The sequence below is a fragment of the Billgrantia lactosivorans genome (assembly GCF_003254665.1).
Lineage (GTDB): Bacteria > Pseudomonadota > Gammaproteobacteria > Pseudomonadales > Halomonadaceae > Halomonas > Halomonas lactosivorans.
In genome coordinates this window covers 26,259-48,112 of the sequence record NZ_QHGY01000001.1, presented here as the reverse complement: position 1 = coordinate 48,112, position 21,854 = coordinate 26,259, and the positions used below count along the sequence as shown (strand labels likewise).

At 61.8% G+C, this 21,854-nt stretch carries 21 protein-coding genes; 9 read left to right on the top strand and 12 right to left on the bottom strand.

Annotated elements, in window-relative coordinates; all coding sequences use genetic code 11:
• Positions 1–4: 4 nt before the first annotated feature.
• The 6 genes from DIS04_RS00205 to DIS04_RS00180 all read right to left on the bottom strand — a co-directional run bounded on the left by DIS04_RS00205 (position 5) and on the right by DIS04_RS00180 (position 6,945).
• Complete coding sequence (locus tag DIS04_RS00205; RefSeq protein WP_111411711.1) at positions 5–1,801, bottom strand: ABC transporter ATP-binding protein; 1,797 nt, start codon at positions 1,799–1,801, stop codon at positions 5–7.
• A 42-nt stretch (positions 1,802–1,843) separates the two neighbouring features.
• Positions 1,844–3,166: a UDP-glucose dehydrogenase family protein gene (locus tag DIS04_RS00200; protein WP_111411710.1), complete on the bottom strand. Its 1,323-nt coding sequence runs from the start codon at positions 3,164–3,166 to the stop codon at positions 1,844–1,846.
• Positions 3,167–3,245: 79 nt separating this feature from the next.
• A complete protein-coding gene (locus DIS04_RS00195) occupies positions 3,246–4,700 on the bottom strand; it encodes an MBL fold metallo-hydrolase RNA specificity domain-containing protein (RefSeq protein WP_111411709.1) in 1,455 nt (484 codons plus the stop codon).
• 37 nt (positions 4,701–4,737) lie between these two features.
• Entirely contained in the window at positions 4,738–5,745 is a 1,008-nt protein-coding gene (locus tag DIS04_RS00190; protein ID WP_111411708.1) for an NAD-dependent epimerase, read from the bottom strand.
• Between the two features lie 416 nt (positions 5,746–6,161).
• A complete protein-coding gene (locus DIS04_RS00185) occupies positions 6,162–6,638 on the bottom strand; it encodes a hypothetical protein (RefSeq protein WP_162622985.1) in 477 nt (158 codons plus the stop codon).
• Between the two features lie 10 nt (positions 6,639–6,648).
• Entirely contained in the window at positions 6,649–6,945 is a 297-nt protein-coding gene (locus tag DIS04_RS00180) for a hypothetical protein (RefSeq protein ID WP_245904489.1), read from the bottom strand.
• A gap of 393 nt (positions 6,946–7,338) precedes the next feature.
• On the opposite strand from DIS04_RS00180, the gene DIS04_RS00175 reads away from it, so the two are divergent.
• Entirely contained in the window at positions 7,339–8,160 is an 822-nt protein-coding gene (locus DIS04_RS00175; RefSeq protein WP_111411705.1) for a helix-turn-helix domain-containing protein, read from the top strand.
• Positions 8,161–8,230: 70 nt separating this feature from the next.
• Here DIS04_RS00175 and DIS04_RS00170 read toward each other — a convergent pair whose 3' ends face one another.
• Positions 8,231–8,614 (bottom strand): histone-like nucleoid-structuring protein, MvaT/MvaU family, encoded by a 384-nt coding sequence (locus tag DIS04_RS00170; RefSeq protein WP_111411704.1) that lies wholly within the window; start codon positions 8,612–8,614, stop codon positions 8,231–8,233.
• Positions 8,615–9,086: 472 nt separating this feature from the next.
• On the opposite strand from DIS04_RS00170, the gene DIS04_RS00165 reads away from it, so the two are divergent.
• Positions 9,087–9,791: a Crp/Fnr family transcriptional regulator gene (locus DIS04_RS00165; protein ID WP_111411703.1), complete on the top strand. Its 705-nt coding sequence runs from the start codon at positions 9,087–9,089 to the stop codon at positions 9,789–9,791.
• 160 nt (positions 9,792–9,951) lie between these two features.
• Positions 9,952–10,413 carry a hypothetical protein gene (locus tag DIS04_RS00160; protein ID WP_111411702.1) on the top strand — a complete coding sequence of 154 codons (462 nt, stop codon included), beginning with the start codon at positions 9,952–9,954 and terminating at the stop codon, positions 10,411–10,413.
• A gap of 48 nt (positions 10,414–10,461) precedes the next feature.
• On the opposite strand, the gene DIS04_RS00155 is transcribed toward DIS04_RS00160, so the two are convergent.
• The 3 genes from DIS04_RS00155 to DIS04_RS20870 all read right to left on the bottom strand — a co-directional run bounded on the left by DIS04_RS00155 (position 10,462) and on the right by DIS04_RS20870 (position 14,236).
• Complete coding sequence (locus tag DIS04_RS00155) at positions 10,462–12,249, bottom strand: polymer-forming cytoskeletal protein (RefSeq protein WP_111411701.1); 1,788 nt, start codon at positions 12,247–12,249, stop codon at positions 10,462–10,464.
• A gap of 120 nt (positions 12,250–12,369) precedes the next feature.
• Complete coding sequence (locus tag DIS04_RS00150) at positions 12,370–13,842, bottom strand: O-antigen ligase family protein (RefSeq protein ID WP_111411700.1); 1,473 nt, start codon at positions 13,840–13,842, stop codon at positions 12,370–12,372.
• Between the two features lie 22 nt (positions 13,843–13,864).
• Positions 13,865–14,236: a pilin gene (locus tag DIS04_RS20870; protein WP_340148159.1), complete on the bottom strand. Its 372-nt coding sequence runs from the start codon at positions 14,234–14,236 to the stop codon at positions 13,865–13,867.
• Positions 14,237–14,628: 392 nt separating this feature from the next.
• On the opposite strand from DIS04_RS20870, the gene pilB reads away from it, so the two are divergent.
• The 6 genes from pilB to DIS04_RS00115 all read left to right on the top strand — a co-directional run bounded on the left by pilB (position 14,629) and on the right by DIS04_RS00115 (position 20,395).
• Positions 14,629–16,422, top strand: a complete 1,794-nt coding sequence (gene pilB, locus DIS04_RS00140) for a type IV-A pilus assembly ATPase PilB (protein WP_111411699.1) — start codon at positions 14,629–14,631, stop codon at positions 16,420–16,422.
• A gap of 114 nt (positions 16,423–16,536) precedes the next feature.
• Entirely contained in the window at positions 16,537–17,769 is a 1,233-nt protein-coding gene (locus tag DIS04_RS00135; RefSeq protein WP_111411698.1) for a type II secretion system F family protein, read from the top strand.
• Positions 17,770–17,771: 2 nt separating this feature from the next.
• Positions 17,772–18,599, top strand: a complete 828-nt coding sequence (locus DIS04_RS00130; protein ID WP_111411697.1) for a prepilin peptidase — start codon at positions 17,772–17,774, stop codon at positions 18,597–18,599.
• Positions 18,600–18,636: 37 nt separating this feature from the next.
• Positions 18,637–19,242 carry a dephospho-CoA kinase gene (gene coaE / locus DIS04_RS00125; protein WP_111412722.1) on the top strand — a complete coding sequence of 202 codons (606 nt, stop codon included), beginning with the start codon at positions 18,637–18,639 and terminating at the stop codon, positions 19,240–19,242.
• Positions 19,243–19,301: 59 nt separating this feature from the next.
• On the top strand, positions 19,302–19,529 hold the full coding sequence (gene yacG, locus DIS04_RS00120; RefSeq protein ID WP_111411696.1) for a DNA gyrase inhibitor YacG: 228 nt from the start codon (positions 19,302–19,304) through the stop codon (positions 19,527–19,529).
• A gap of 2 nt (positions 19,530–19,531) precedes the next feature.
• Entirely contained in the window at positions 19,532–20,395 is an 864-nt protein-coding gene (locus tag DIS04_RS00115) for a DNA replication terminus site-binding protein (protein WP_422667571.1), read from the top strand.
• Positions 20,396–20,412: 17 nt separating this feature from the next.
• Here the strand turns inward: DIS04_RS00115 and DIS04_RS00110 are convergent, their stop codons facing one another.
• Together DIS04_RS00110 and DIS04_RS00105 are read right to left on the bottom strand one after the other, a co-directional pair.
• Positions 20,413–21,135: a tellurite resistance TerB family protein gene (locus DIS04_RS00110; RefSeq protein ID WP_111411694.1), complete on the bottom strand. Its 723-nt coding sequence runs from the start codon at positions 21,133–21,135 to the stop codon at positions 20,413–20,415.
• Between the two features lie 77 nt (positions 21,136–21,212).
• On the bottom strand, positions 21,213–21,812 hold the full coding sequence (locus DIS04_RS00105; RefSeq protein WP_111411693.1) for a 2-hydroxychromene-2-carboxylate isomerase: 600 nt from the start codon (positions 21,810–21,812) through the stop codon (positions 21,213–21,215).
• Between the last annotated feature and the right edge of the window lie 42 nt (positions 21,813–21,854).

Below are 21,854 nucleotides of genomic sequence, written 5' to 3'. Positions count from 1 at the left end.
ATCTTCAGGCGTGTTTTGCCATACGCTGAAAGATAGCGTTATCAGTCGCTAGTTCGTTATATGTGCCTTCATCCACCACCTTGCCGTTATCCAACAAATAGATGCCATCACACTGTTTAACAGTGGCCAAGCGGTGGGCGATCATAATAATGGTTTTTTTACCAGCGAAGTCGTGGATGGCGTCCATTACAAGCTTTTCTGTGATCCCGTCCAATGCGCTCGTAGCTTCATCCAGCACCAAGACCTCGGCGTCATCATAGAGGGCACGGGCAATGCCAATTCGCTGGCGCTGGCCTCCTGAGAGTTGGATACCCCGCTCTCCTACGCGAGTATTCAAGCCATCCGGCAGCCGCTCCAACAACTCTTCCAAGTGAGCCATATTGGCAGCACTGAGTATACGTTCATCATCTATTGCCTCTGTAGGTAATCCAAAGGCGATATTTTCGCGAATAGTAGCATCCGCGAGAAAAATACTTTGTGGAACGAAACCGACATTATTCTGCCATGCACGCAATCTCTCACCACTGAGTACTTCTCCGTCCACCTTTAGCGTTCCCTCTTGCGGTGTGATCAGGCCCAGCAAAACGTCAATAGCGGACGATTTACCAGATCCGGAGGCACCGACCAGACCAATCACCTTATTACGCGGGATCACCAGCGTTAATCCGTCCAGAGCCTTTTCTTTCTTCCCTGGGTATCGGAAATGGATATTTTCCAGCATGATGCTCTGCCGAGGAGAAATCTTGCCGGCCTGAGCAGCAGGTATGCCGCGCGTTGCGTTCTGGCTAGCAATCAGGTCCTCTTCCAAGCTGTCAAATGCCGCGATATTGCCCTTTACTTGTGCTAGGCTGGTGTAAATTTGCTGAAAGGCGGGCAGCAGCTTGAATCCGGCCAGTGCGTATACCGAGAGAATGGGCAGAATATCGCCGACATTGCCGTCATATGCGGCAAGCAGGTATAGTACAAGAAAGATGACCGCGCCAAAAGCAATCAATTCCATGGCATAGCGCGGCACCTGAGATAGTCCCTGCGTAACGCCTCGGGCGTACCCAAACTGCTGAGTGATAGTCTCAAAGCGCTGGTTAAAATCCGCCTGGCGCCCGAGAAGGAGAGTGTCCTTGACACCACCAAATCCCTCGTTCATCAACTTGAATCGTAGCTGATTGCTATAAGAGATTAGCTTTCCATTCTGTGCCAAGCGCTTGCGCACTGTACGATAGAGAACAATATAGGCGAGTCCAAATAGCAATAGTCCAGCAATCGCCACCAATGGATTGAAAAGAAAAATTGCCATGGCCATTACTAAAGCCAGAACACTCTTAGCATTCATCTGCATCAGTGGCTGGATAATATTGTTGGTGATACGACCTGACTCTTGGGAAATTTTATTCGTCAGTTGACTGCTGGTGCCGCTCGCATGAAAGAGCCACGATTGCTGCATATAGTGATGATAAAGCCTTGTGGAGAGCTCTGCGCCGACTTGCTGAGCATAAAGGGAGAGACGCCAAGTTGCATACATGGAAATCATGGCTGCCAACGTAAGGACAACGAGCACAGACACCCCAAGCCAAAACAGGAACTGGCGCGGTGTTGCCAAGCCGCTGGCTTGATAGAACTGAGCGAGCATACCCTCGCCTTCAAGACGACTGACATCCCCCACCACAGCCATGAAGGGGCCGATGGCGGCCACGCCTACCACTTCAGCAAATGCCATAAGCACGACCAGCACCTGCAGGCCAAGGAGCTTCTTACGCTGCTCAGCGGTGAGAAGCTGGTAGAGCTTTTTTAACCGTGGAAACATATAAAGTTTATAGCCGTAGATTATAGAGCTTCGTTAGATTTTTCATCGCCCCACCGAATAGTACGTAAACCCCTTCACCGCCATGCGCTTCGGCTCGAACATGTTGCGCCCATCGAAGATCAGCGGTGCGGCGAGCTGCTGCTTGATCTGTTCGAAATCCGGGGCGCGGAAACTCTGCCATTCGGTGACGATCACCATGGCGTCGGCACCTCGCAGGGTAGCTTCCTTGGTGCCACACAGTGAGAGATCGTCGCGGCTGCCGTAGAGGCGCTGGGCTTCTTCCATGGCTTCCGGGTCATAGGCCTGCACCTTGGCGCCGGCTTCCCACAGCGCTTCCATCAGCACGCGGCTGGGGGCTTCGCGCATGTCGTCGGTGTTGGGCTTGAAGGCCAGGCCCCAGATGGCGAAGGTCTTGCCGGCCAGGTCGCCCTGGTAGTGCTTGTGAATCTTGCGGAACAGGGTGGTCTTCTGCTCCTCGTTGCGGGCCTCTACCGCCTTGAGCACCTTGGCGTCGAAGTCGATGTCGCTCGCGGTGCGAATCAGCGCCTGTACGTCCTTGGGGAAGCAGGAGCCGCCGTAACCCACGCCGGGGTAGATGAAGTGGTAGCCAATACGCGGATCGGAGCCGATACCCTGGCGCACCATCTCGATATCCGCCCCCAGGCGTTCGGCCAGGTTGGCCATTTCGTTCATGAAACTGATCTTGGTGGCCAGCATGCAGTTGGCGGCGTACTTGGTCAGCTCGGCGCTGCGTACGTCCATCACGATCATCTTGTCCTGCTGACGGCTGAAGGGCGCGTAGAGTTCGCGCAATATATCCTCCGCCACCTTGCTGGAAGTGCCGATGATGATGCGGTCCGGCCGCTGGCAGTCGCTTACCGCGCTGCCCTCTTTCAGGAATTCGGGGTTGGAGACCACATCGAAGCGCAGGTCCTTGCGGCCACGGGCTTCCAGCACGTGATCCACCTTGTTGCTTACCTTGTCGGCGGTGCCTACCGGCACGGTGGATTTGTTGATGATGACCTGGTCGCGCTCCATGTGCTGGGCGATGATCTCGGCCACGGCCAGCACGTACTTGAGATCGGCACTGCCGTCTTCGTCCGGCGGGGTGCCCACGGCAATGAACTGCACCTGGCCGTGCTTCACACCGGCGGCGGCATCGGTGGTGAACTGCAGCCGGCCGGCGGCATAGCTTTCCTTTACCAGGGGTTCCAGGCCGGGCTCGTAGATGGGGATGTCGCCCTGCTTGAGGCGTTCCACCTTGGCGGCATCCACATCCACGCACACCACATGGTGGCCCACGTCGGCCAGCACGGCCCCTTGTACCAGGCCAACATAGCCGGTTCCGAATACGGTAACGTTCATTGCCGTCCCTTTATGGAAACTCTTTCAATAAGATATAGCTGTTATCGAACTTAACGCACCATGCTGTGGCACATGAGGCTCAAGCCAGGGCCTTAGCGTCGTCTTTCGCAGCATCTTTCGCGGCGTTTGGGGCGAGATAATCGCTGCCCAGCGTTACCCGAAGTTCATGCCCTGCCCCTTCGGCCCATTCCTGCAGCTTGGCCTTGAGCGCGGCCTGCGCATGGGGGTCGCCGTGTACCAGGCGTACCTCCCTCGGCGGGTGGCGCATGCGGCGCACGAAGTTGAGCAGATCCAACTGATCGGCGTGGGCCGAGTAGCCGCTCACGGTTTCCACTCGGGCGCGGATGTCGATGCGCCGGCCATCGAGCATGACCCAGCCGCCCTCGGGGCCGTAGCGCTGGATGTCGCGGCCCGGCGTACCGTGGACCTGATAGCCGGTGAACAGCACGCAGTGGCGCTCATCGCCGAGCATGCGCTTCAGGTAGTTCACCACCCGGCCGCCGCTGACCATGCCGCTGGCGGCGATCACCACCGCGGGCCGGCCGGTCTCGGCCAGGTAGGCGACGGTCTGTTCGTGTTCCTGGTGGCTATCCACGGTGTAGAGGTTCTCGAAGCTGAGCGGGTGGCGGCCACTGCGCAGCTTCTTGTGCGCTTCGGCGTCCCACCACGGCTTGAGTTCGCGGTATACCTCGGTGAAGCGGGCGGCCAGGGGCGAGTCGACGATGATCTCGAGTTCGCGCCAACGCTCGCTGCGTGCGTGGTGTATCAGCCCTTCCAGCTCGTAGAGCAGTTCCTGGGTGCGGCCCACGCTGAAGGCGGGGATCACCACCGTGCCGCCGTTCTCCAGCGCCCTGTCGATGGCGGCCTTGAGCCGCTCGCGGCGGTGGCGCCGGTCTTCGTGCCGGCGGTCGCCATAGGTACTTTCCAGCACAAGCACGTCGGCGCGGTACGGCGGCTTGGGTGCGGGCAGCAGCGGCGCATAGGGTGCGCCCAGGTCGCCGGAGAATACGGTGCGCTGTCGCACGCCACTGGCCTTGTCGAGGGTATCCACTTCCACATAGGCAGAGCCGAGGATATGCCCGGCGCGCTGCAGCTTGATCCGTACACGGTGACGCTTGTCGTCGAGCACGGTGTGCCAGCTCTGGTAATCCAGTGGCACCAGCCGGCCCTGCACTTCGGCCAGGAAGCGCTCGATCAGGGCACGGTCGCGGGTGAAGCCGATCTTGAGCGCGTCTTCGATCACCAGTGGCAGCAGCCGAGCCGAGGGCACCGAACAGAGGATCGGCCCCTGGTAGCCTGCCGCCAGCAGGTAGGGCAGCCGGCCGATGTGGTCGATGTGCACATGGGTAACCACCAGCGCCAGCACGTCCTCCACCGGGAAGCGCACCTTGTGCTGCTCGAGGCTGTCGAGGTGGTCGGCGTCCTGCCCCTGGAAGATGCCGCAGTCGACGAGCAGGGCCCGGTCCGCGGCGATCTGCAGGCGGTGGCAACTGCCGGTGACGCCCGCCCCGCCGCCGTGATGAACGATGTTCAAGAAGTCATCCCTTACTTATTGTTTTGAGTTTGAAAAATTAAACGCCATAAAACCCGCGATACCACTCGACGAAGCGCTTCACGCCCTCTTCCACGCCCACCTTGGGGCGGTAGCCGGTGGCCTGGAGCAGCGCTTCGGTGTCGGCCCAGGTGCGCGGCACGTCGCCGGGCTGCATGGGCAGGTAGTCGCAGATGGCCTCGCGCCCGGTGGCGGCTTCCAGCGCGCGGATGAAGCTCATCAGCGAGACCGGCGCGCCGTAGCCGATGTTGTAAAGCGCATAGGGCGCGGTGCTCCGGTCGGGCCGGGCGCTGGCGGCGTGCTGATCCGGGTTGGGCTGCGGGATCACGTCGATGATCCGCACGATGCCTTCGACGATGTCGTCGACGTAGGTGAAATCCCGCGACATGTCGCCGTGGTTGTAGACCTGGATCGGCCTGCCTTCGAACATCGCCTTGACGAACTTGAAGATGGCCATGTCGGGCCGGCCCCAGGGGCCGTAGACGGTGAAGAAGCGCAGCCCGGTCATCGGCACGCCGTAGAGGTGCGCGTAGGTGTGGCTCATCAGCTCGTTGGCCTTCTTGGTGGCCGCGTAGAGGCTGACGGGATGATCCACGCTGTCGGCGGTGTCGAACGGGGTCTTGGCGTTCATGCCGTACACCGAGCTCGAGGAGGCGTAGACCAGGTGCCCCACCTTGTGCTGGCGGCAGCCCTCCAGCACGTTGAGGTGGCCGATCAGGTTGGAATCGGCGTACACGTGCGGATTTTCCAGCGAGTAGCGCACCCCGGCCTGGGCGGCCAGGTGGATCACCCGGTCGAATTCGTTCTCGCGGAACAGCGCGGCCATGCCCTCGCGGTCGCCCAGGTCCATGTGGATGAAACGAATGTCGTGGCAGTCGGCCAGGTCGTGCAGGCGTGCCTGCTTGAGCGAGACGTCGTAGTAGGTGTTGAGGTTGTCGATACCGACGATCTCGTGGCCCTGCCCGCTGAGGCCCTTCGCCACGGCGTGGCCGATGAAGCCGGCGATGCCGGTGATCAGCAGTTTCACTCGGTTCGTTCCCTTGCGTATGGACGTATGGATACCACCACCGTTCAGGCACGCTACCGCCCGGGGATTGTTCCGGGCGGTTCCCTGGCCCTGCTGCGGCACGATACCAGAACGGGAACGGAACGTTGCGACAATGCCACGACACGCCACAGGACGAGGCTTGCCCTGGGCGCCACTGCTCACGGTCCGCCGCCGAACTCGCGCTCGACGCTTCCTGACACACAACAGACTAGCTGTGCGGACAGGCCCTGCCGGATATCGTTATTGGAATGGCGCTATTCTACGGAACTCCGGCGCGATGCTCTACACTTGAATGCAGCCGAATTCTGCTGTTTCTTCAGGTGCTTATTGTTGCTTTACGAAAATATGAAACCTGCTCACGCAAACGCCTGAGAAAGCAACGGGACAACGCTCACTCAACGACAACGCCAGGCGGCCAGACGATGAACGAGGGCTAGCAGGATCAAGCCGGCCGCAAGCCAGCCAAGACCGATCACCAGCGAGGTGAAGCCGCTGGGCACGCTGTGCGGTGGGCGATAGCTCATGCCGTGCTCGACCAGGCGCGCCACCAGGTAGGTCGGTGCCGCCACCAGCGCCAGTGCGGTGCTGGAGCGCCACTCGGCCAGCCGCCGGGTGATGCGCCACGGCTCGCGCGGCGGCTTGTGGCCAGCCTTGGGCTTGGCTCGGGAACCGCGAGATGCCTTGGCTGTAGCGGCTTGACGCGAGGCACCACTGCGCCTGGCGGGCTTGCGCCTGGCCTTGCCGCTTCCCACCGGCAGCCCAGAGGCCAGCCAGCGCAACAGCCGCGAGAGGGCCCAGCCAAGCGTGAACAGCACGGACAGCGCCAGGCTGCCCATCACCAGCAGATAGGTCATCGGCGCAGACAGTTCCATCGTGGGTGGCTCAGGCGATGTGGCCGAGCGTTTGCAGGGTGCGGAGGAGGTCGGCCACGCTCTCCCGGGGCTGGGCGTACTCCTTCATCAGCGACTGCAGCTGCGTTTCGAACGCCTGCTGGCGCTGCTGCTGCTCTTCGGCTTCCAGCTCAGCCAGGCTGCGCACCGGCGGCCCGGTGGGGATGTCGAGCCGGGATCCGGGCTTCTCCAGCTCGCGCAGCGCCTGGGCGAAGGCGTCGTCGAGCTCGCGGAACTTGCGGAGTTTCTCACGCTCATCCATCGATCGGTTGGGTTTCTGGTTTCTCATTTTCATCCGTATTTGCTCAAGTACCTCAAAACACCGCACCAAGGGCGGGTTTCCTTGACGGCACTCGATGACGACAAGCCTCGAGTATACCGCTATCGCGCCGGGTAGCGAAGGCACGCCAGTGCGCTACGCTGAAAAGACACATGGCTCGCGCGTACCTCGCGCGTACGAAGGAGGGCCGTATCCACCCTGACTACAATTATGCACAAACGGTCAAACCCGTTAACCAAACTTGCCTTTGCCTCCCGCGAAAGCGCATAAAGAGATACATAAAAACCATAAAAACCATGGCCGATATGTCTGCCAGGCATGACCGGGCGCCATTGAAGCCACCAGCGTTTGTTATGGATGCAGCAACCTTCGCTTTGCTGCGGGAACTAGCAAGGGACAGTTATGTTTAACGAGATGATGAGGGCGGAGATCTGGCTGCAGGAACATCTGGATAGTCAGCAGGGAATCGAAGACCTCGCCAGCCGACTCGGATATTCGACCTCACAGGTCCGGCGCAGGTTCAAGCAGTGCTTCGGACTGTCCCCCAGCGCGTATCGCGATACCCTGCGACTGGAGAAGGCAGCACGCCTGTTGGCGTTCACCCCTTTCTCCATTCAGTCTATTGCAAGCCGTTGTGGCTATCAGAATCATTCCGCCTTCAGCCGCGCTTTCCAACGATACCACAATCAAACACCACGCCAATACCGTCAGGCGCTGCGCTTGAAACTGCATCATAACCCCTATTGCCAAGGGCATGGCGGCGACCCACCCAACTATGAAATTCGCCGAGCACCTTCACGCCAGGCCCTGGTAACGCGCCTGTACCGTACGGAACGAAGCCAACCCCTCAAAGTGCTGCGGAAATGGGCCCAGCACGCGAAGGGGGTTGACAGCCTTCCAGACCGCTTGCGCCAGGGCCAGACCATCGCCCTGATGCACAATATTCCTTTGCCCAGCGACGTGGAGCGTATCGACGTGGGCCCACTCGTCGATGGCGGCGAGGCATCGGCAATCGCGATTCCCGCCTCCTTTCGTCTGCTGATTTTGCCGGCCCAGCTATACGCCTGCGTGAAACTCGATTCGCTGGAAGAGATCCCGGACGTCATTCAATACCTGGTGTGCGAAGGTCTTCCTGCCCAGGACCTTCACGCCAGTGGCGATGCCGTCCAGGTGGAGTGGAATGAAGAAGGCGTTCTGGTCAGGCTTCCCGTCCAGCCTGTCTGATCCGCCCGGCCTGAGGGCCCGCGCTGCTGGCGCGTGCCCTCTTCCGGAAGGGCCGTTGCAGGCCTGCCGATCAGGATTCGACGCGAACCAGCCAGCCTTCCACGGTGTCGGAGCCGAACTCGTCCTTCCACGCCTTGAGCGTCTTCTGGTTGCCGCCGCGGGTTTCCACCACTTCGCCGGTCTTCGGGTTCTTGTAGATCTTCAGCTTGCGTTTACGGCGCCCGGTGCCGCTCGAAGCGGCAGCCGCCTTGGCCGGCGCGGCCTTGCCGCCACGCGGCTCGAGCAGGCTGATGACATCGGCGGAGCTCTTGTTGAACTCACGCATCAGGGCTTCGAGTTTGTCCTTGAATTCCAGCTCGGCCTTGAGGCGCTCATCGTTCTGCAGCCGATCCATTTCCGCCTGGAGCTGCTTCAGCTGCTGTTCTTTCTGCATGAATTCGCTGAGAAGAGACATATACACGTTCCTTGCAATTGGGAGGATGTTTTGGGATGCCGCCTATAAATACAACAACCCGAGCCCGATGACAACACTTCGGATTAGTTTTAGCCGAGACGTATCGGCCGAGTCAAATTGTCACGGCACCAATATGCGTTACCAACAAGTGCTACTTGGCTTATCGCAACAACAGGAAATGATCGAGCACACTTTGTCAATTGCCCAAGTTATGAGCCCCAATGCCAACAGCTACGCGAACCAATGCCGACAGCACAACCGTGGGCATGACTTCAACCTCGAATTGAGGGTGAAAATCCCAGCTGACCTGAGATACGCCTCCGCCAGGTCGCCCTCTAGCCCACCAAGTGTATGAACAAGCACTTTTAGATTAGATATACCTTAATAAGAAATTTGAATCAAGCCCAGCCGTTGTTACACTATTTGGGAGTAACGATCAGGAAACGATCGAGGACACGACGAAAGGGATGTCATGTACTTGTTCCATAATTTCAAGGCACGCAACGACTTATGCGCCGAAGACAAGCGAATTTTCGATAGCCACATCGGCCCGGTGCGGGAGGTGAAGAAAGGCAGCCACCTGGCCCGTGAGGGCGACACGCTGGAGTGCCTGCACCTGATAGAGAACGGCTGGGCCTGCCGCTATCGGATGCTGCGTGACGGCAGCGAACCCATTGCCTCGCTGCTGTTGCCGGGCGATGTCAGCGACAATGGCCAAGGCTTGTATAGCCGGTTGGAGTTCTCCATCAAGGCCATCACGCCGCTTCGCTTCTCTACCATCGATTCACAGAGTGCCGAGCGGTTGTTCCAGCGGCCAAGAATACTTCGCCTGTTCCGGGCTTGCGGCCATATCAGCCATAGCATGGCGCTGAACTGGATCATCAATGTCTCGGCACGCAGCGCAGAGGGGCGTATCGCCAATCTGCTTTGCGAGTGCTATGCCCGTTCCTACGCGGCGGGAATGACTTATCAGGGCCGTTATTTCTTTCCGTTGACGCAAACCGAGATATCCGACGTCCTGGGCCTTTCCAGCGTCCATGTCAGCCGATCGATGAAGAAGATCAAGGGCAAGGGGCTGATCGAGAACTGCGATCACAGGCAAGTGCAGATCAAGGACTGGCATCAACTGGCCACGCTGGGCGATTTCAGGCACGAGGATCTGGAGCTGCACCCCTGAGCAAGCGAACGTGCCTACCGATAGCCGGGATAACGCCGATACGCTCACGCCTTTCACTTTCAGCCTTGGCAGGATATGGGGTGGGAGCGTGGATCGAAACGGCACATTTCGGCGCAATGTGCCGTGTCATGGGTGAACTTCGCTCAAGTATGGCGACTCGATGCCGATATCCATCGGAACGTTCACCCGACAGGTCATCGCCATGCACACCCGAGGCAAGCTTGCCCTCGCCCTGTTCGTACTCGCGCTGTCGCCCCTGGCTTCACCGCCGGCACATGGCGTCGAGGCCTATCACGAGGCCATTGCCAAGGGGCATGAGCTGGGCTGGTCGTGCTACGAGAGTTCCCGCCACAGCGAGCGCTGGAGCATGGAGTGCCACGCCTTCCTCGCTTTTGCCGAGCACGGCATCGGCTGGGAGATCACGGAGTTCAAGGAGGGGTTGCGACAGGCCGGCGTCGGCTTTCTGCTGGCCCAGAACGACGCAAGAATGCAGGAGAGCGCCCTGAAGGCCGAGGACATGTCCTACCTGCTGCGCTACGCCAAGGCGCTGCGTACCCGGCATGTCTCGGCCTGGGAAGAAGCCCTGCCGTCACCATGGCTGCACGGCTCGATCGTGCATTGACCGGACGAAGCCGAATTTTCCACGGCGCCCTGGCTGGCGCCCCGCGCCCTAGTCGAGCCAGACCCCCTGCAATCTCGGCATCGCCACTACGCCTCCCCCGCCGACACCCCCTTCGGTATCGCCGAATGCCTCATCGTAATGGAAACCGCCAGCGCCCTTGATATCGATGCTTCTGCCGACGACTTCGCCGTAGAACTGGCCACTACCCGTGACTTCGACTTGGGAGTAAGGCGCGATGATCTGGCCGTAGAAGTTCGCCGCCCCTCCAATGAACACACCGGATTTCCCCTTGCCCGCATCGTCATGCACCGAGATGACTGACAGGACCGGATGCACATTGCCGCTGGCATCCACACGGCTGGGCTTGCCATCGCCTACTTCGATCGCGCTGGCCAGCTTGAACTCGCCTGCCGTCACGATGGTAAGGCTGCTGCCTTCGGCAATACGAAACGAACCGCCTCCGCCGATATCGATGTCCCCGGTCACCACCATGACCATATCGACCGGATTGCCGGCACTGCCGATCTGGAAGTTGGCGCTTCCCCCCAGCCGGAGGGAGTCGAACCGTACCAGGCGCTTACCGTCATAGCCAGGCGGCGTTCCGATGTCCGGCACGGCATTGTTGGGGTCGTGCAGGCCAGTGGCATCGAGTACGATATTGCGCGGGCCACCCTGCATGGACAGGGGCCCCGATGAGGTCCCGGCTTGAGACAGGCACTCCCCGTATCGAGCTGTCTGGACGGGCACTTCGCAATCTTCCGCAGATGCCACCGAGAACACCGGGACCAGCCCCTCGGGCCCCCCGCTATCGGCGTCGAGTACTCCACCCACCTGATCGGCAGCGGTGCGAACCGAGTTCACCGCCGCCACCAGGGCGTCGCCTTCGATGCGAGAACTCCAATTGCCCAGCGTCAGCGTACCGGCAGCCTGCACGTCGCCATGCACGGTGCCGCTGCTGGTAATGGCAACATCGCCAAGGCCGATCACGTCGCCATAGATATTCGCTCCACCGCCGCTGATGCTGATCGTGTCGTTGCCCCTGACATTACCGTGCACGGCACCTGAGCCTGTGGCCGTGAAACGACCGCTGGCCGCTACGTTGCCGTGTATCGGCGAGGCGCCGGTCACCTTGACTTCGGCACCCTCGGTCTGGGTGCCGACCACGATGTTGCTGCGCCGGGAGTTGCTGCCGCCGTAGTCACCATCGCGTGAGTCGTAGCTGTCGATGATACCGCTGCCCTTGACCTCGATGCCTTCACAGCTCATCAGCCCGCGCGACGGCGGCAGCGGCATGTCCGGCAGTGCAACCAGCCCGATCACTTTGCGAATGGCCTCGTCTCCCTCACTTCCAAAGTACCCTTCGCTTTCGATGCGCAGGCCAACCTGGCCAGCCAGCAAGGCATCGTCTTCGGGCAGAGCCGCCACCGGCCGCCAGCGGTGGCGGCCGTGCTCCGAGATATTGCCGGGCTCGGACCATGTGCCAGGAAGGGCATGTTGCAGGGCGGCCCGGGCTTGCTCGGGGGTGGCCGCCTGACGCGCCTGCATGGCCGCGGAACGAAGAGCCCCGACGAAACCGCTCGGGTTGGAATTGAATACGGGAGGAGACGGCGGCTGGCCGTTGTTGAGCGCGTCGATCGCGCCACGCAGCTCGTCGTTGAAGGCGTACAGCCCGGCTTCCGCCTCGTTCTGCGCCATGACCGAGGCGCGATAGTTACCGGCCAGCCGTTCGTTGACGGCGCTCCCACTCACGCCGGAGAGGCCAAGCATCAATGACATGCTCAGCATGGAAAGCACCACGACGAGCGCTGCTCCACGCTGCTGCCTTCGCCCGGTCATGGCCGACTCCTTAGTAACAAAGTTTCCACATGAAGATACACAACGTTACACCACACTGAGGCAAGGGTCACGTTTTCGTTGGAGGCGAAGTGCAACGAAAGCCTGGGAAAGATCTAACCCTCAGCGCCATGACCAGAATAGCCAGTGATCCGGGGCTATCATCTGCATGCATTCCAATCGTCCTTGAGCCCAGAAGCGTGGGTAGAGGTAGGCGCGCCCCGCTTCCTGCATACACAGGAGGCGCGAGTCCACTGAAAGCCAGTAGAGTTCCATTCCCGCATAAAGAAGGTAAGCCATCATCAGCATGATGCCGCCCCATACCAGCGTCGCCTGGATCGGCACAGGTCCAATAGGCCGTTCTATAGGCGGCTGACTAGAATCCCGATAACCAAACACCAGTCCGATTGCCAACGCCATGACCAAAGAACTCAATGGAAAAATATGCGCACCGGCGAATTGAACATTCACCATGACCCCGACGAAAGCCATTACCAGGCAAGAGTATATCGGCTTGTCCGCATCGGGCATGCTTTGGGCGCGCCGATATATCTTCCAGCACGCATATACAATAAGCGCCAGCAGCATCAGCGCAATCGGAATGCCCCACTCCGCCGCAGTATTGAATATTAAATTATGAGCATGTGCGTAACTGATACGGCCATCACCTGCGAATTGCATAGGGCCGATGCCAAACGGAAAATTGTCTATTCCATACTGAATAGCCGTTCGCCAGAGATCGAATCGGTTATTGTCGCTGGCAATATCGCGATGAAAGATCTCTCCATTCTCAAGCCCCCTGCGCAATGGATTGACAAACCACCACCCCGCCAGACCTGCCAATGCGGAGCTGAACAGTGTTGCCACCGGCCACTGCGCGGCACGCCCAAACAATACTAATGCAACAGTCATCGCAATCGTGAGCGATAGAATTCCCGCCCTTCCCTCGGTGAGAAAAAGTAAATACCACCAGAAAGAGAGCGGCAGGAAGCAGAGGAGAGCAGCGATAAAAGAAGGTTGCGAACGACTGACGATATAGAGTAGCCCCAACGGCATGAGGCCGACTGCGACGTCAGAAAATTGGCGTATATTTGAGAAGCCAAGAGCCATCTCGCTCCTAACCAAATGATCATATTGAATTATCAAGCGATCTATAGACAAAAAAGCGTAGGCCCACAGCACAAAAGTAATAGCCCCGCCACCAACCAACCACAAAATTAATTTCCAGCGAGCTGCGTGAATAAATACATGCATAATCATTAAAGCTATAAATAACAAAGCTCCAGCATCAAGAATTGCAACTAAAGGAGCGAAGGATACTAAGCAATATACAACAATAAAAAAAATTGCCATGACTAAAAGTGCAGAACAATGGGAAATATGCGCTTTAGCAAGAACTATTAACTCGTAAACATTATAATTAGAGAAACTTAATACAATCAAGCCCGCCCCAAGCTGAAGGAAACGCTGCAAATCAAAATACATCATCTGATAAGGCAACCAAGCGCTCAACAACCCTGCGGATGTAACCACAACCAACAGAAACGGCATATTCCGGACACCAAAAAAATGACCAGCTTTCGGCTGGTCATACATTTATATTCTTTTTAGAAGCGCTTCAGCTTCCAGAAATACCTATGTTTACTGAGCCAGCCCCGTTAGAATTTCCAGAGTTGTAATCAATTGTTGTATCTGCGTCTCCAACGTCACTCATTCCGCATTCGTTGGCATAATCATCACCAAACACTGCAGTTAACGAAGTATTAGTACCGCCTGTAGCTCTTTCTGCAGCAACCGCTGAAGCGTATGACCTTGCCTCGGCCAAACATGCAGCATTTTCCGATCTATCAATATAATTCTGATACTGCGGAATGGCGATCGCCGCCAGAATGCCGATGATCGCCACCACGATCAGCAGTTCGATCAAGGTGAAACCGCCCTGTCCCTGTTTGGCGGCTGCTCGAAATTTCCTCATTTCCTTCATGCTCATCGCAGTCGTCCCCTGCTCTGTGGTGCCCGTTGGCTGCCTTCGGCAGCCTTCCAGGGCGGTTGCATCTGCGGCTTGCTCACCGCCGTTTCGTGGCTCGGCCATCGGGCTCTGCCTGTCCCCTTGCCGGGCGACCTCAAGCTTTCTACCGTAAGTGCTTGAGTTAACGCCCTTCTTCGCGGCTTCTAAAGACTTGACGCTTACATTAGATGACTCAGCCTCTGTGCCGCAAGCGTTACCTACGTAGGTAGGAGGCTTGTCTCAGCATAAGCCATGGGTATGTTAATACCAGTTGGCGTGGCGTTTGTCAGCCTGCTGTGATGACGCACATCAACGGTCTAGAATGCGGGGTAACCTATCGCTCACCGCCCTTGCGGGCCGATGCCTGAGGCGCCATGAACGACTTTCGAACGGCACCGGCCGGTGCCAACACCACCGCCAGCGACAACACCAGCCAGCAGAGCCCCGTCGATACCGGGGGGCTGCGCGGGTTCGCCCGCCGGCTGGTGGAGTACGGCTTGATTTCACGCGCCGCAGCCGAACGGGCCGAGTACGAGGCGCGCGAAGCGGAAACCAGCCTGCTGCAGCACGTGGTCGATGCCGGCCTGGTCACGGCCCGCCAGGGCACGCTGTGCGCGGCCTGGGAGTACGGCCTGCCGCTGGTCGACCTGGACGCCCTGCGCCTGGCGAGCCTGCCCCCGGCCAGCGAATACCCTGAGAAACTGCTGCGCAAGCTGTGCGTGGTGCCGCTCAGCCGCCGCAGCCATCGGCTGACCGTCGCGGTGCCCTACCCCTCCACCCTGGCACTGCTCGATGAGCTTCAGTTCGCCACCGGCCTGGGCATCGAAGCCGTGCTGTGCCCGGTGGACCAGTTGATGCCGGTGCTCGAGGCCTACCTGGCCCAGCACGAGACCAGCATGATGAACGAGCTGGCTGGCGTCGATGACGCAGTCAGCGAGCTGGAGTTCGAGGAAGGCATCGACATCAGCGACGAGCGCAACACCGATGTCGCCCATAGCGGCGCCGACGACGCCCCCATCGTCAAGTTCGTCAACAAGATCCTGCTGGATGCCATTCGCCGCGGCGCTTCGGATATTCACTTCGAACCCTACGAAACCAGCTATCGGGTGCGCATGCGCGTGGATGGCATGCTGATGGAGTCGGCACGCCCGCCCTTCGCCATGCGCTCGCGTATCGCCGCGCGCCTGAAGGTGATGGCGCGCCTGGACATTTCCGAGCGCCGCCTGCCGCAGGATGGCGCGATCAAGCTCAAGGTCTCCAAGGCCCGCTCGATCGATTTCCGCGTCAACTCGCTGCCGACCGTGTACGGCGAGAAGATCGTGCTGCGTATCCTCGATCCCGCCTCGGCGCAGATCGGCATCGATGCGCTGGGCTTCACCCCGGAGCAGCGCGCGCTCTACGAAGGCGTGCTGGACCACCCCCAGGGCATGATCCTGGTCACCGGCCCCACCGGTAGCGGCAAGACGGTGACGCTCTATACCGGCCTGAACATCCTCAATGAGGTGCAGCGCAACATCTGCACCGCCGAGGACCCGGTGGAGATCAAGGTGCCCGGGGTCAACCAGGTCAATGTGCTGCCCAAGATCGGGCTGGATTTCGCCAGCGCGCTGCGCGCTTTCCTGCGCCAGGACCCGGACGTGGTAATGGTGGGCGAGATCCGTGACCTGGAGACCGCCGAGATTGCGGTGAAGGCATCGCAGACCGGCCACCTGGTGCTCTCCACGGTGCACACCAATTCCGCCGCGGAGACCCTCACCCGCCTGGCGAACATGGGCGTGCCACCGTTCAACATCGCCAGTTCGGTGAGCCTGATCATCGCCCAGCGCCTGGCCCGGCGGCTGTGCAAGCACTGCCGCCAGGAGGCGGAGCTGCCACGTGAGATACTCCTCCAGGAGGGCTTCACCGAGCAGGAAGTCGACAGTGCCACGGTGTACGAAGCAGTAGGCTGCAAGCACTGCACCCATGGCTTCAAGGGCCGGGTGGGCATCTACGAGGTGGTGCCGATCAGCAGCGCCATGAGCCAATTGATCATGCGCAACGGCAACTCGATGGACTTCGACATCCTCGCACGCCAGGAAGGCCACCCGGACCTGCGCCGCAGCGGGTTATTGAAGGTGATGCAGGGGATTACGAGCTTGACCGAAGTCAACAGAGTCACGAAAGATTAACAAATAACTTCATTTTGTTGCCATGTAAGTCGGTGCCGAACGCTTTAGTCAGGCACACTTGGACCGATAATAAGGGTAGAAAAAACCTAACATCGAAACTGCAGCAGGGAACCTATGGCAACCAGAACGGCGAGAGCGCCCCGGAAGCTGAAACTGCACCGCTGGCGCTGGACGGGAAAGGGGCCCGGCGGGCGTCTGGTCAGCGGCGAGATAGTGGCCGCCGAGAAGTTCGAGGTGGAACGCGAGCTGGCCAACCAGAACATTATCGTCAAGAACGTACGCCGCAAGGGCGGCCTCACCGGCGGCATGGGCACCATCAAGCCCAGGGATACCATGCTCTTCGCGCGCCAGATGGCCACCATGATCCGCGCCGGGGTGCCGGTGCTGCAGGCCTTCCAGGTAGTGGCCGAGAGCATCCGCAAGCCGGCCATGAGCGCGGTGGTGCAGCAGATGATGAACGAGGTGGCGGCCGGCTCGAGCTTTTCGCAGGCGCTGCGCAGCCACCCCGACCACTTCGACAGCCTGTTCTGCAACCTGGTGGAGGCCGGCGAGAGCTCCGGCTCGCTGGACCGCATGCTCGATCGAATCGCCACCTACAAGGAGAAGGTGGAGTCGCTCAAGGGGCGGGTAAAGAAGGCGCTGTGGTATCCCATCGCGGTGATCCTGGTGGGAATCGGCGTCACCGCCCTGCTGTTGATCAAGGTGGTGCCCCAGTTCGAGAGCCTGTTTCACGGCTTCGGCGCCGAACTCCCGGCCATGACCCGCATGACCATCGCCCTTTCCGAATTCGCCCAGCAGTACTGGCTATGGGGCCTGGGCGGGCTGATCGCGTTCGTCTACCTGATGCGCCAAGGCATCAAGCGCTCGCCGGCCTTCGCTTACCGCGTGCATGCCTTCCTGCTCAGGATTCCGGTGCTGGGCGATATCTTCGACAAGTCGGCGGTGGCGCGCTATTCCCGCACCCTGGCCACCACCTACGGCGCCGGCGTGCCCATGGTGGAGGCGCTGGACATCGCCGCCGGGGCGACCGGCAACCTGGTCTACGAGCGTGCCACCCGGCAGATCCGCGAGGATGTCGCCACCGGCCAGCAGCTCCACTTCGCCATGCGCCTGACCGAGCGCTTCCCCGCACTGGCGGTGCAGATGGTGGGCATCGGCGAGGAGTCCGGCGCGCTGGACGCCATGCTCAACCGCGTGGCCGACTACTACGAGGAGGAGGTCGACAACAAGGTCGACGCCCTGACCTCGCTGCTCGAGCCGCTGATCATCGTGGTGCTGGGGATCCTGGTCGGCGGCCTGGTGGTCTCGATGTACCTGCCGATCTTCGAGCTGGGCACGGTGTTGTGAGTATGGTGTGGTTGCTGGCGGCCGTGCTGGGCCTGTGCCTGGGCAGCTTCCTCAACGTGGTGATCGTGCGCCTCCCGGTCATTCTGATGCTGGGCTGGCGGGCCGAGGCCCGCGAGGCTCTGGAGCTGCCCGAGGAAAAGGCGCCCCGCTTCAACCTGCTGGTGCCGCGCTCGATCTGCCCCCGCTGCGAAGCGCCCATCGCCTGGCACGACAACCTGCCGCTGATCGGCTGGTTCAAGCGCCGCGGCCGCTGCGCTTCCTGCCAGGCTCGCATCAGCCCGCAGTACCCGCTGGTGGAACTGGCCGGCGCCACCCTGGCGCTGGCGGTGCTGGCGCTTTACGGGGCGACCTGGCAGGGCCTGTTCGTCTACGGTGCCTGCCTGGCGCTGCTGGCCCTCGCCGTGATCGACCTGCGTACCCAGCTGCTGCCGGATGTGGTAACCCTGCCGCTGCTGTGGGCGGGCCTGCTCTACCAGTTGTTGTTCCAGCCGCTGATGCTGCCCAGTGCGGTCATCGGCGCCATGGCGGGCTATCTTGCCCTGTGGAGCGTCTACTGGCTGTTCAAGCTGGTGACCGGCAAGGAAGGCATGGGCTACGGCGACTTCAAGCTGCTGGCGGCGCTGGGCGCCTGGCTTGGCTGGCAGTACCTGCCGCTGGTGCTGATCCTCTCGGCCGGCGTGGGCGCCCTGGTGGGCATCGCCATCCAGCTCGCCCTGCCCCGGCTGCGCGGCGCCCCGCTGCCCTTCGGCCCCTACCTGGCCAGCGCCGGCTGGATCGCGCTGCTGGTGGGCGAGCCGCTGATGGCCAGCTACGTCGGCCTGATGTCCTGACCGGCGGCCCAGTTCGATTCGACAGCAGGAGATGACCTTGATCGTTGGCGTAACCGGCGGAATCGCTTCCGGCAAGAGCACCGTGGCACGGGCCTTCGCGGCGCTGGGCGTGCCCTGGGTGGATGCCGACGACGTGGCCCGCGAGGTGGTCGAGCCCGGCGAGCCGGCGCTGGCCGAGATCGCCGCGCGCTTCGGCCAGCGTGTGCTGCAGGCCGACGGTCGCCTGGACCGGCGCGCGCTGCGCGAGATCGTCTTTGCCGAGCCGAGCGAGCGGCTGTGGCTCGAGTCGGTGACCCACCCGCGCATTCGCCGGCGTATCGTTGCCCACCTGGAACGCCTGCAGAACGCGGGCGCGCCCTACGTGCTGCTCGTCTCGCCGCTGCTGTTCGAGTCGGGCCAGAGCGAAATGGTCGACCGCTGCCTGGTGATCGACGTGCCGGAGCCCCTGCAGCTCGCCCGTACCGCCGCCCGCGACGACGTGGACGAGCAGCAGGCCCGCGCCATCCTCGCCGCGCAGATGTCGCGCAGCGAACGCCTGGCCCGCGCCGACGACGTGATCGACAACAGCGCCAGCGAGGCGGAACTCGCCGCCCAGGTCGCCGAACTGGATCGGCGTTACCGTAAAATGGCGGCCGGCCGATAGCCCACACCAACGCCCATAAACGCTAGAATGGTCGCAAAGCCACCAACCGCTGCGGATTCATGAGCCAACATAACCAACGCCCCCTGACCGTCGCCTGCCCGCAATGCCAGAAGAAGGTGGCGTGGAGCGAGACTAACCCCTACCGCCCCTTCTGCAGCGAGCGCTGCAAGCTGATCGACCTGGGTGCCTGGGCCGATGAGTCGCATCGTATCGCCGGCGAGCCTGCGCTCGACGAGAGCAATATCGACGAATGGCTGGCCCGCGCCGATCGAGGCGACGATCGGTGAGCCTGGCCCCGGCACCGAGCTATCGGCTACTGGCCGAGCTGGAGGTCGCCTTCGATAACCTGATCGAGCGCAGCGAGGCGCTGCTCGAGGCCTATGCCGCTTCTCCCGCCGAGGCCTGGGCCTTCCAGGCCGAGGCCAGCACCGAGTGGCTGCGCCGCGCCCTGCTCGATTTCTGGTACACCGATGGCCAGGACGGCCGCGCCACCCGCAGCCACGTCGGCCTGGTGGCCGCCGACGAGACGCTGCTGGCCGGGGTGGCCGAGGTGAACGCGGCCAAGGCCGAGTTCGCCGCCCAGCTTGCCCACATTCGCGACCACCACCCGCCGCTGCTGGCCGAGGCCAAGGCGGTGCTGCCCTTCCGCCACCCGCAGTTGCACGATCACCTGCGCGGCAGCGGCCTGGCCCGGCTGCATCTCAAGCAGTGCTGGCGCGCCATACCCGTGGCCGAGGCGCCGGTGGCCCGGGTACGCCTGGCGTGGTACGCGAGCGGCCGCTCGATCAAGCGGCTCACGGTGCGCGAGGTGGAGAGCAAGCTGCTGGCGCTGGACACCGATGCCCCCCATGTGCGCATCCAGCTGCGCAAGCTCGCCGCCCTGCCCGCCGGCGAGCCGCTGGCCCAGGTACAACGCCAGGCGCCGCTGATGCGCGCCAACCTGTTCTACTGCGAACCGCTGGAAGACGGCCGCACCCGCCGCGCCATGAACGTGGCATTGCCGTTGTTCCTGCCGGCCCCGCGCGGGCGCCTGCCCGACCACAACCTGCCTCCCGCCGCCCCGCCGCAGAGCCGTACCCGTGCGCGCCGCAGCGACGAGAAGCTGGAGGAGACCCCCTACCTTCCCTCGCTGCGGATCTACCGCTACCGCTGAGTCGAGGCAGGGGCGCCCTAGCCCGCCTGTTGCGCCTGGTGCTCCAGCTCTCCGGCAAGCGCCGCAGGCAGCTTCAGCGCCTTGGCCAACTGGTCGAGCCAGGCCCGCTCCATGGGGTTCTGTTCGTCGATCACCGCCACGCTGATCAGGTACATCTCGCGTGCCGCCTGGGGCGAATCGGCCTGGCGCGCCAGCGCTTCGGCATCCAGCGGGGCGATGAGCTGACGCTCGACCCAGCGATGCAGTTCGTCGTCGGCCCCCAGGGCGTCGATCTGCTGGGTGATCAGCTCGCGCTCCTGCTCGTCGATGTGGCCATCGGCCCGCGCGGCCATGATCATCGCCTGCAGCAGCTCGAGGCTGCGGCGCTCCTGCAGCTCGCCTTCCAGCACCTCGACCCGCTCGCCCTCGGCATCGCCGGCCGCCTGGACACCCCCGGCCTTGGCGGCCTGCGAGTTCTGCCAGGCTTTCCAGGCCAGCACGCCGACCGCGGCGATCGCGCCGTACTTGAGCGCCTTGCCGCCGAGCTTGCGGCCGCGCTTGGAGCCGACCAGCAGGCCCATGGCGCCGCCCCCCAGCAGGCTCTTCACGTCCAGGCCACTCCCGCCGGACGCGGCCTGTCCCGAGGCGCCACCTCCCAGCTGTCGGCTCAGGCCGTCGAGCATGCCCTTGACGTCCACCCCACCGCGCTTCTGGCCACCGGCCTGCTGCATGAGCTGCTGCAAGATCTTGCTCGCGTTCATCGATTCATCTCCATGGGAATCCATACGGGACCGCGCCGGGACGTCGTGAGGACACGAGCTGCCCCGGGCTTTCGACTTCAGGCGGAGCCTGAAGCAGCATACCACTCGAGCGCCTGCTCCATGCGGTCGTAGCCCCAGAAGGGCTCGTCGCCGGCGATGAAGAACGGCGCCCCGAAGATGCCCAGCGCCTGGGCCCGGGCCGTGGCGTCTCGCAGTGCCTCCTTGGCCTCGGGGCGCTGGCCCTCCTCCAGCAGGGCCGCAGCGTCGAGCTTGAGCTCCGCCAGGCAGTTGGCGATGACCTGGGGATCGGCGATCTCCTCGTCGTGCTCGAAGTTGGCGCGGTAGACGCTGCGCACGAATGCCGGCACCCAGGGCTCGTCGGCGTGCCAGTTGGCGATGCGCGCCGCCAGCAGGCCGTTGCGGGGGAACTGCGAGGGGCGGCGGAAGCGGATGCCGTCGCGGTCGCATACCCGCTCGATGTCGCGCCACATGTAGCGCCCCTTGGCCGGGAACAGCTTGAAGGGGGTGTCGGTCCAGCCCTGGGCCTGGAAGATCGGCCCCAGCAGGAACGGCTGCCAGCGCACCTCGATGCCCCGCTCGGCGGCCTTGTGCTCGAGCTGCATGGCGGCGGGATAGGAGTAGGTGCTGGCGAATTCGAACCAGAAGGTAAAGGTCATGATGGCTCCTCTTGGCAAGCCGATGGTGAGATCCCGGCCCCG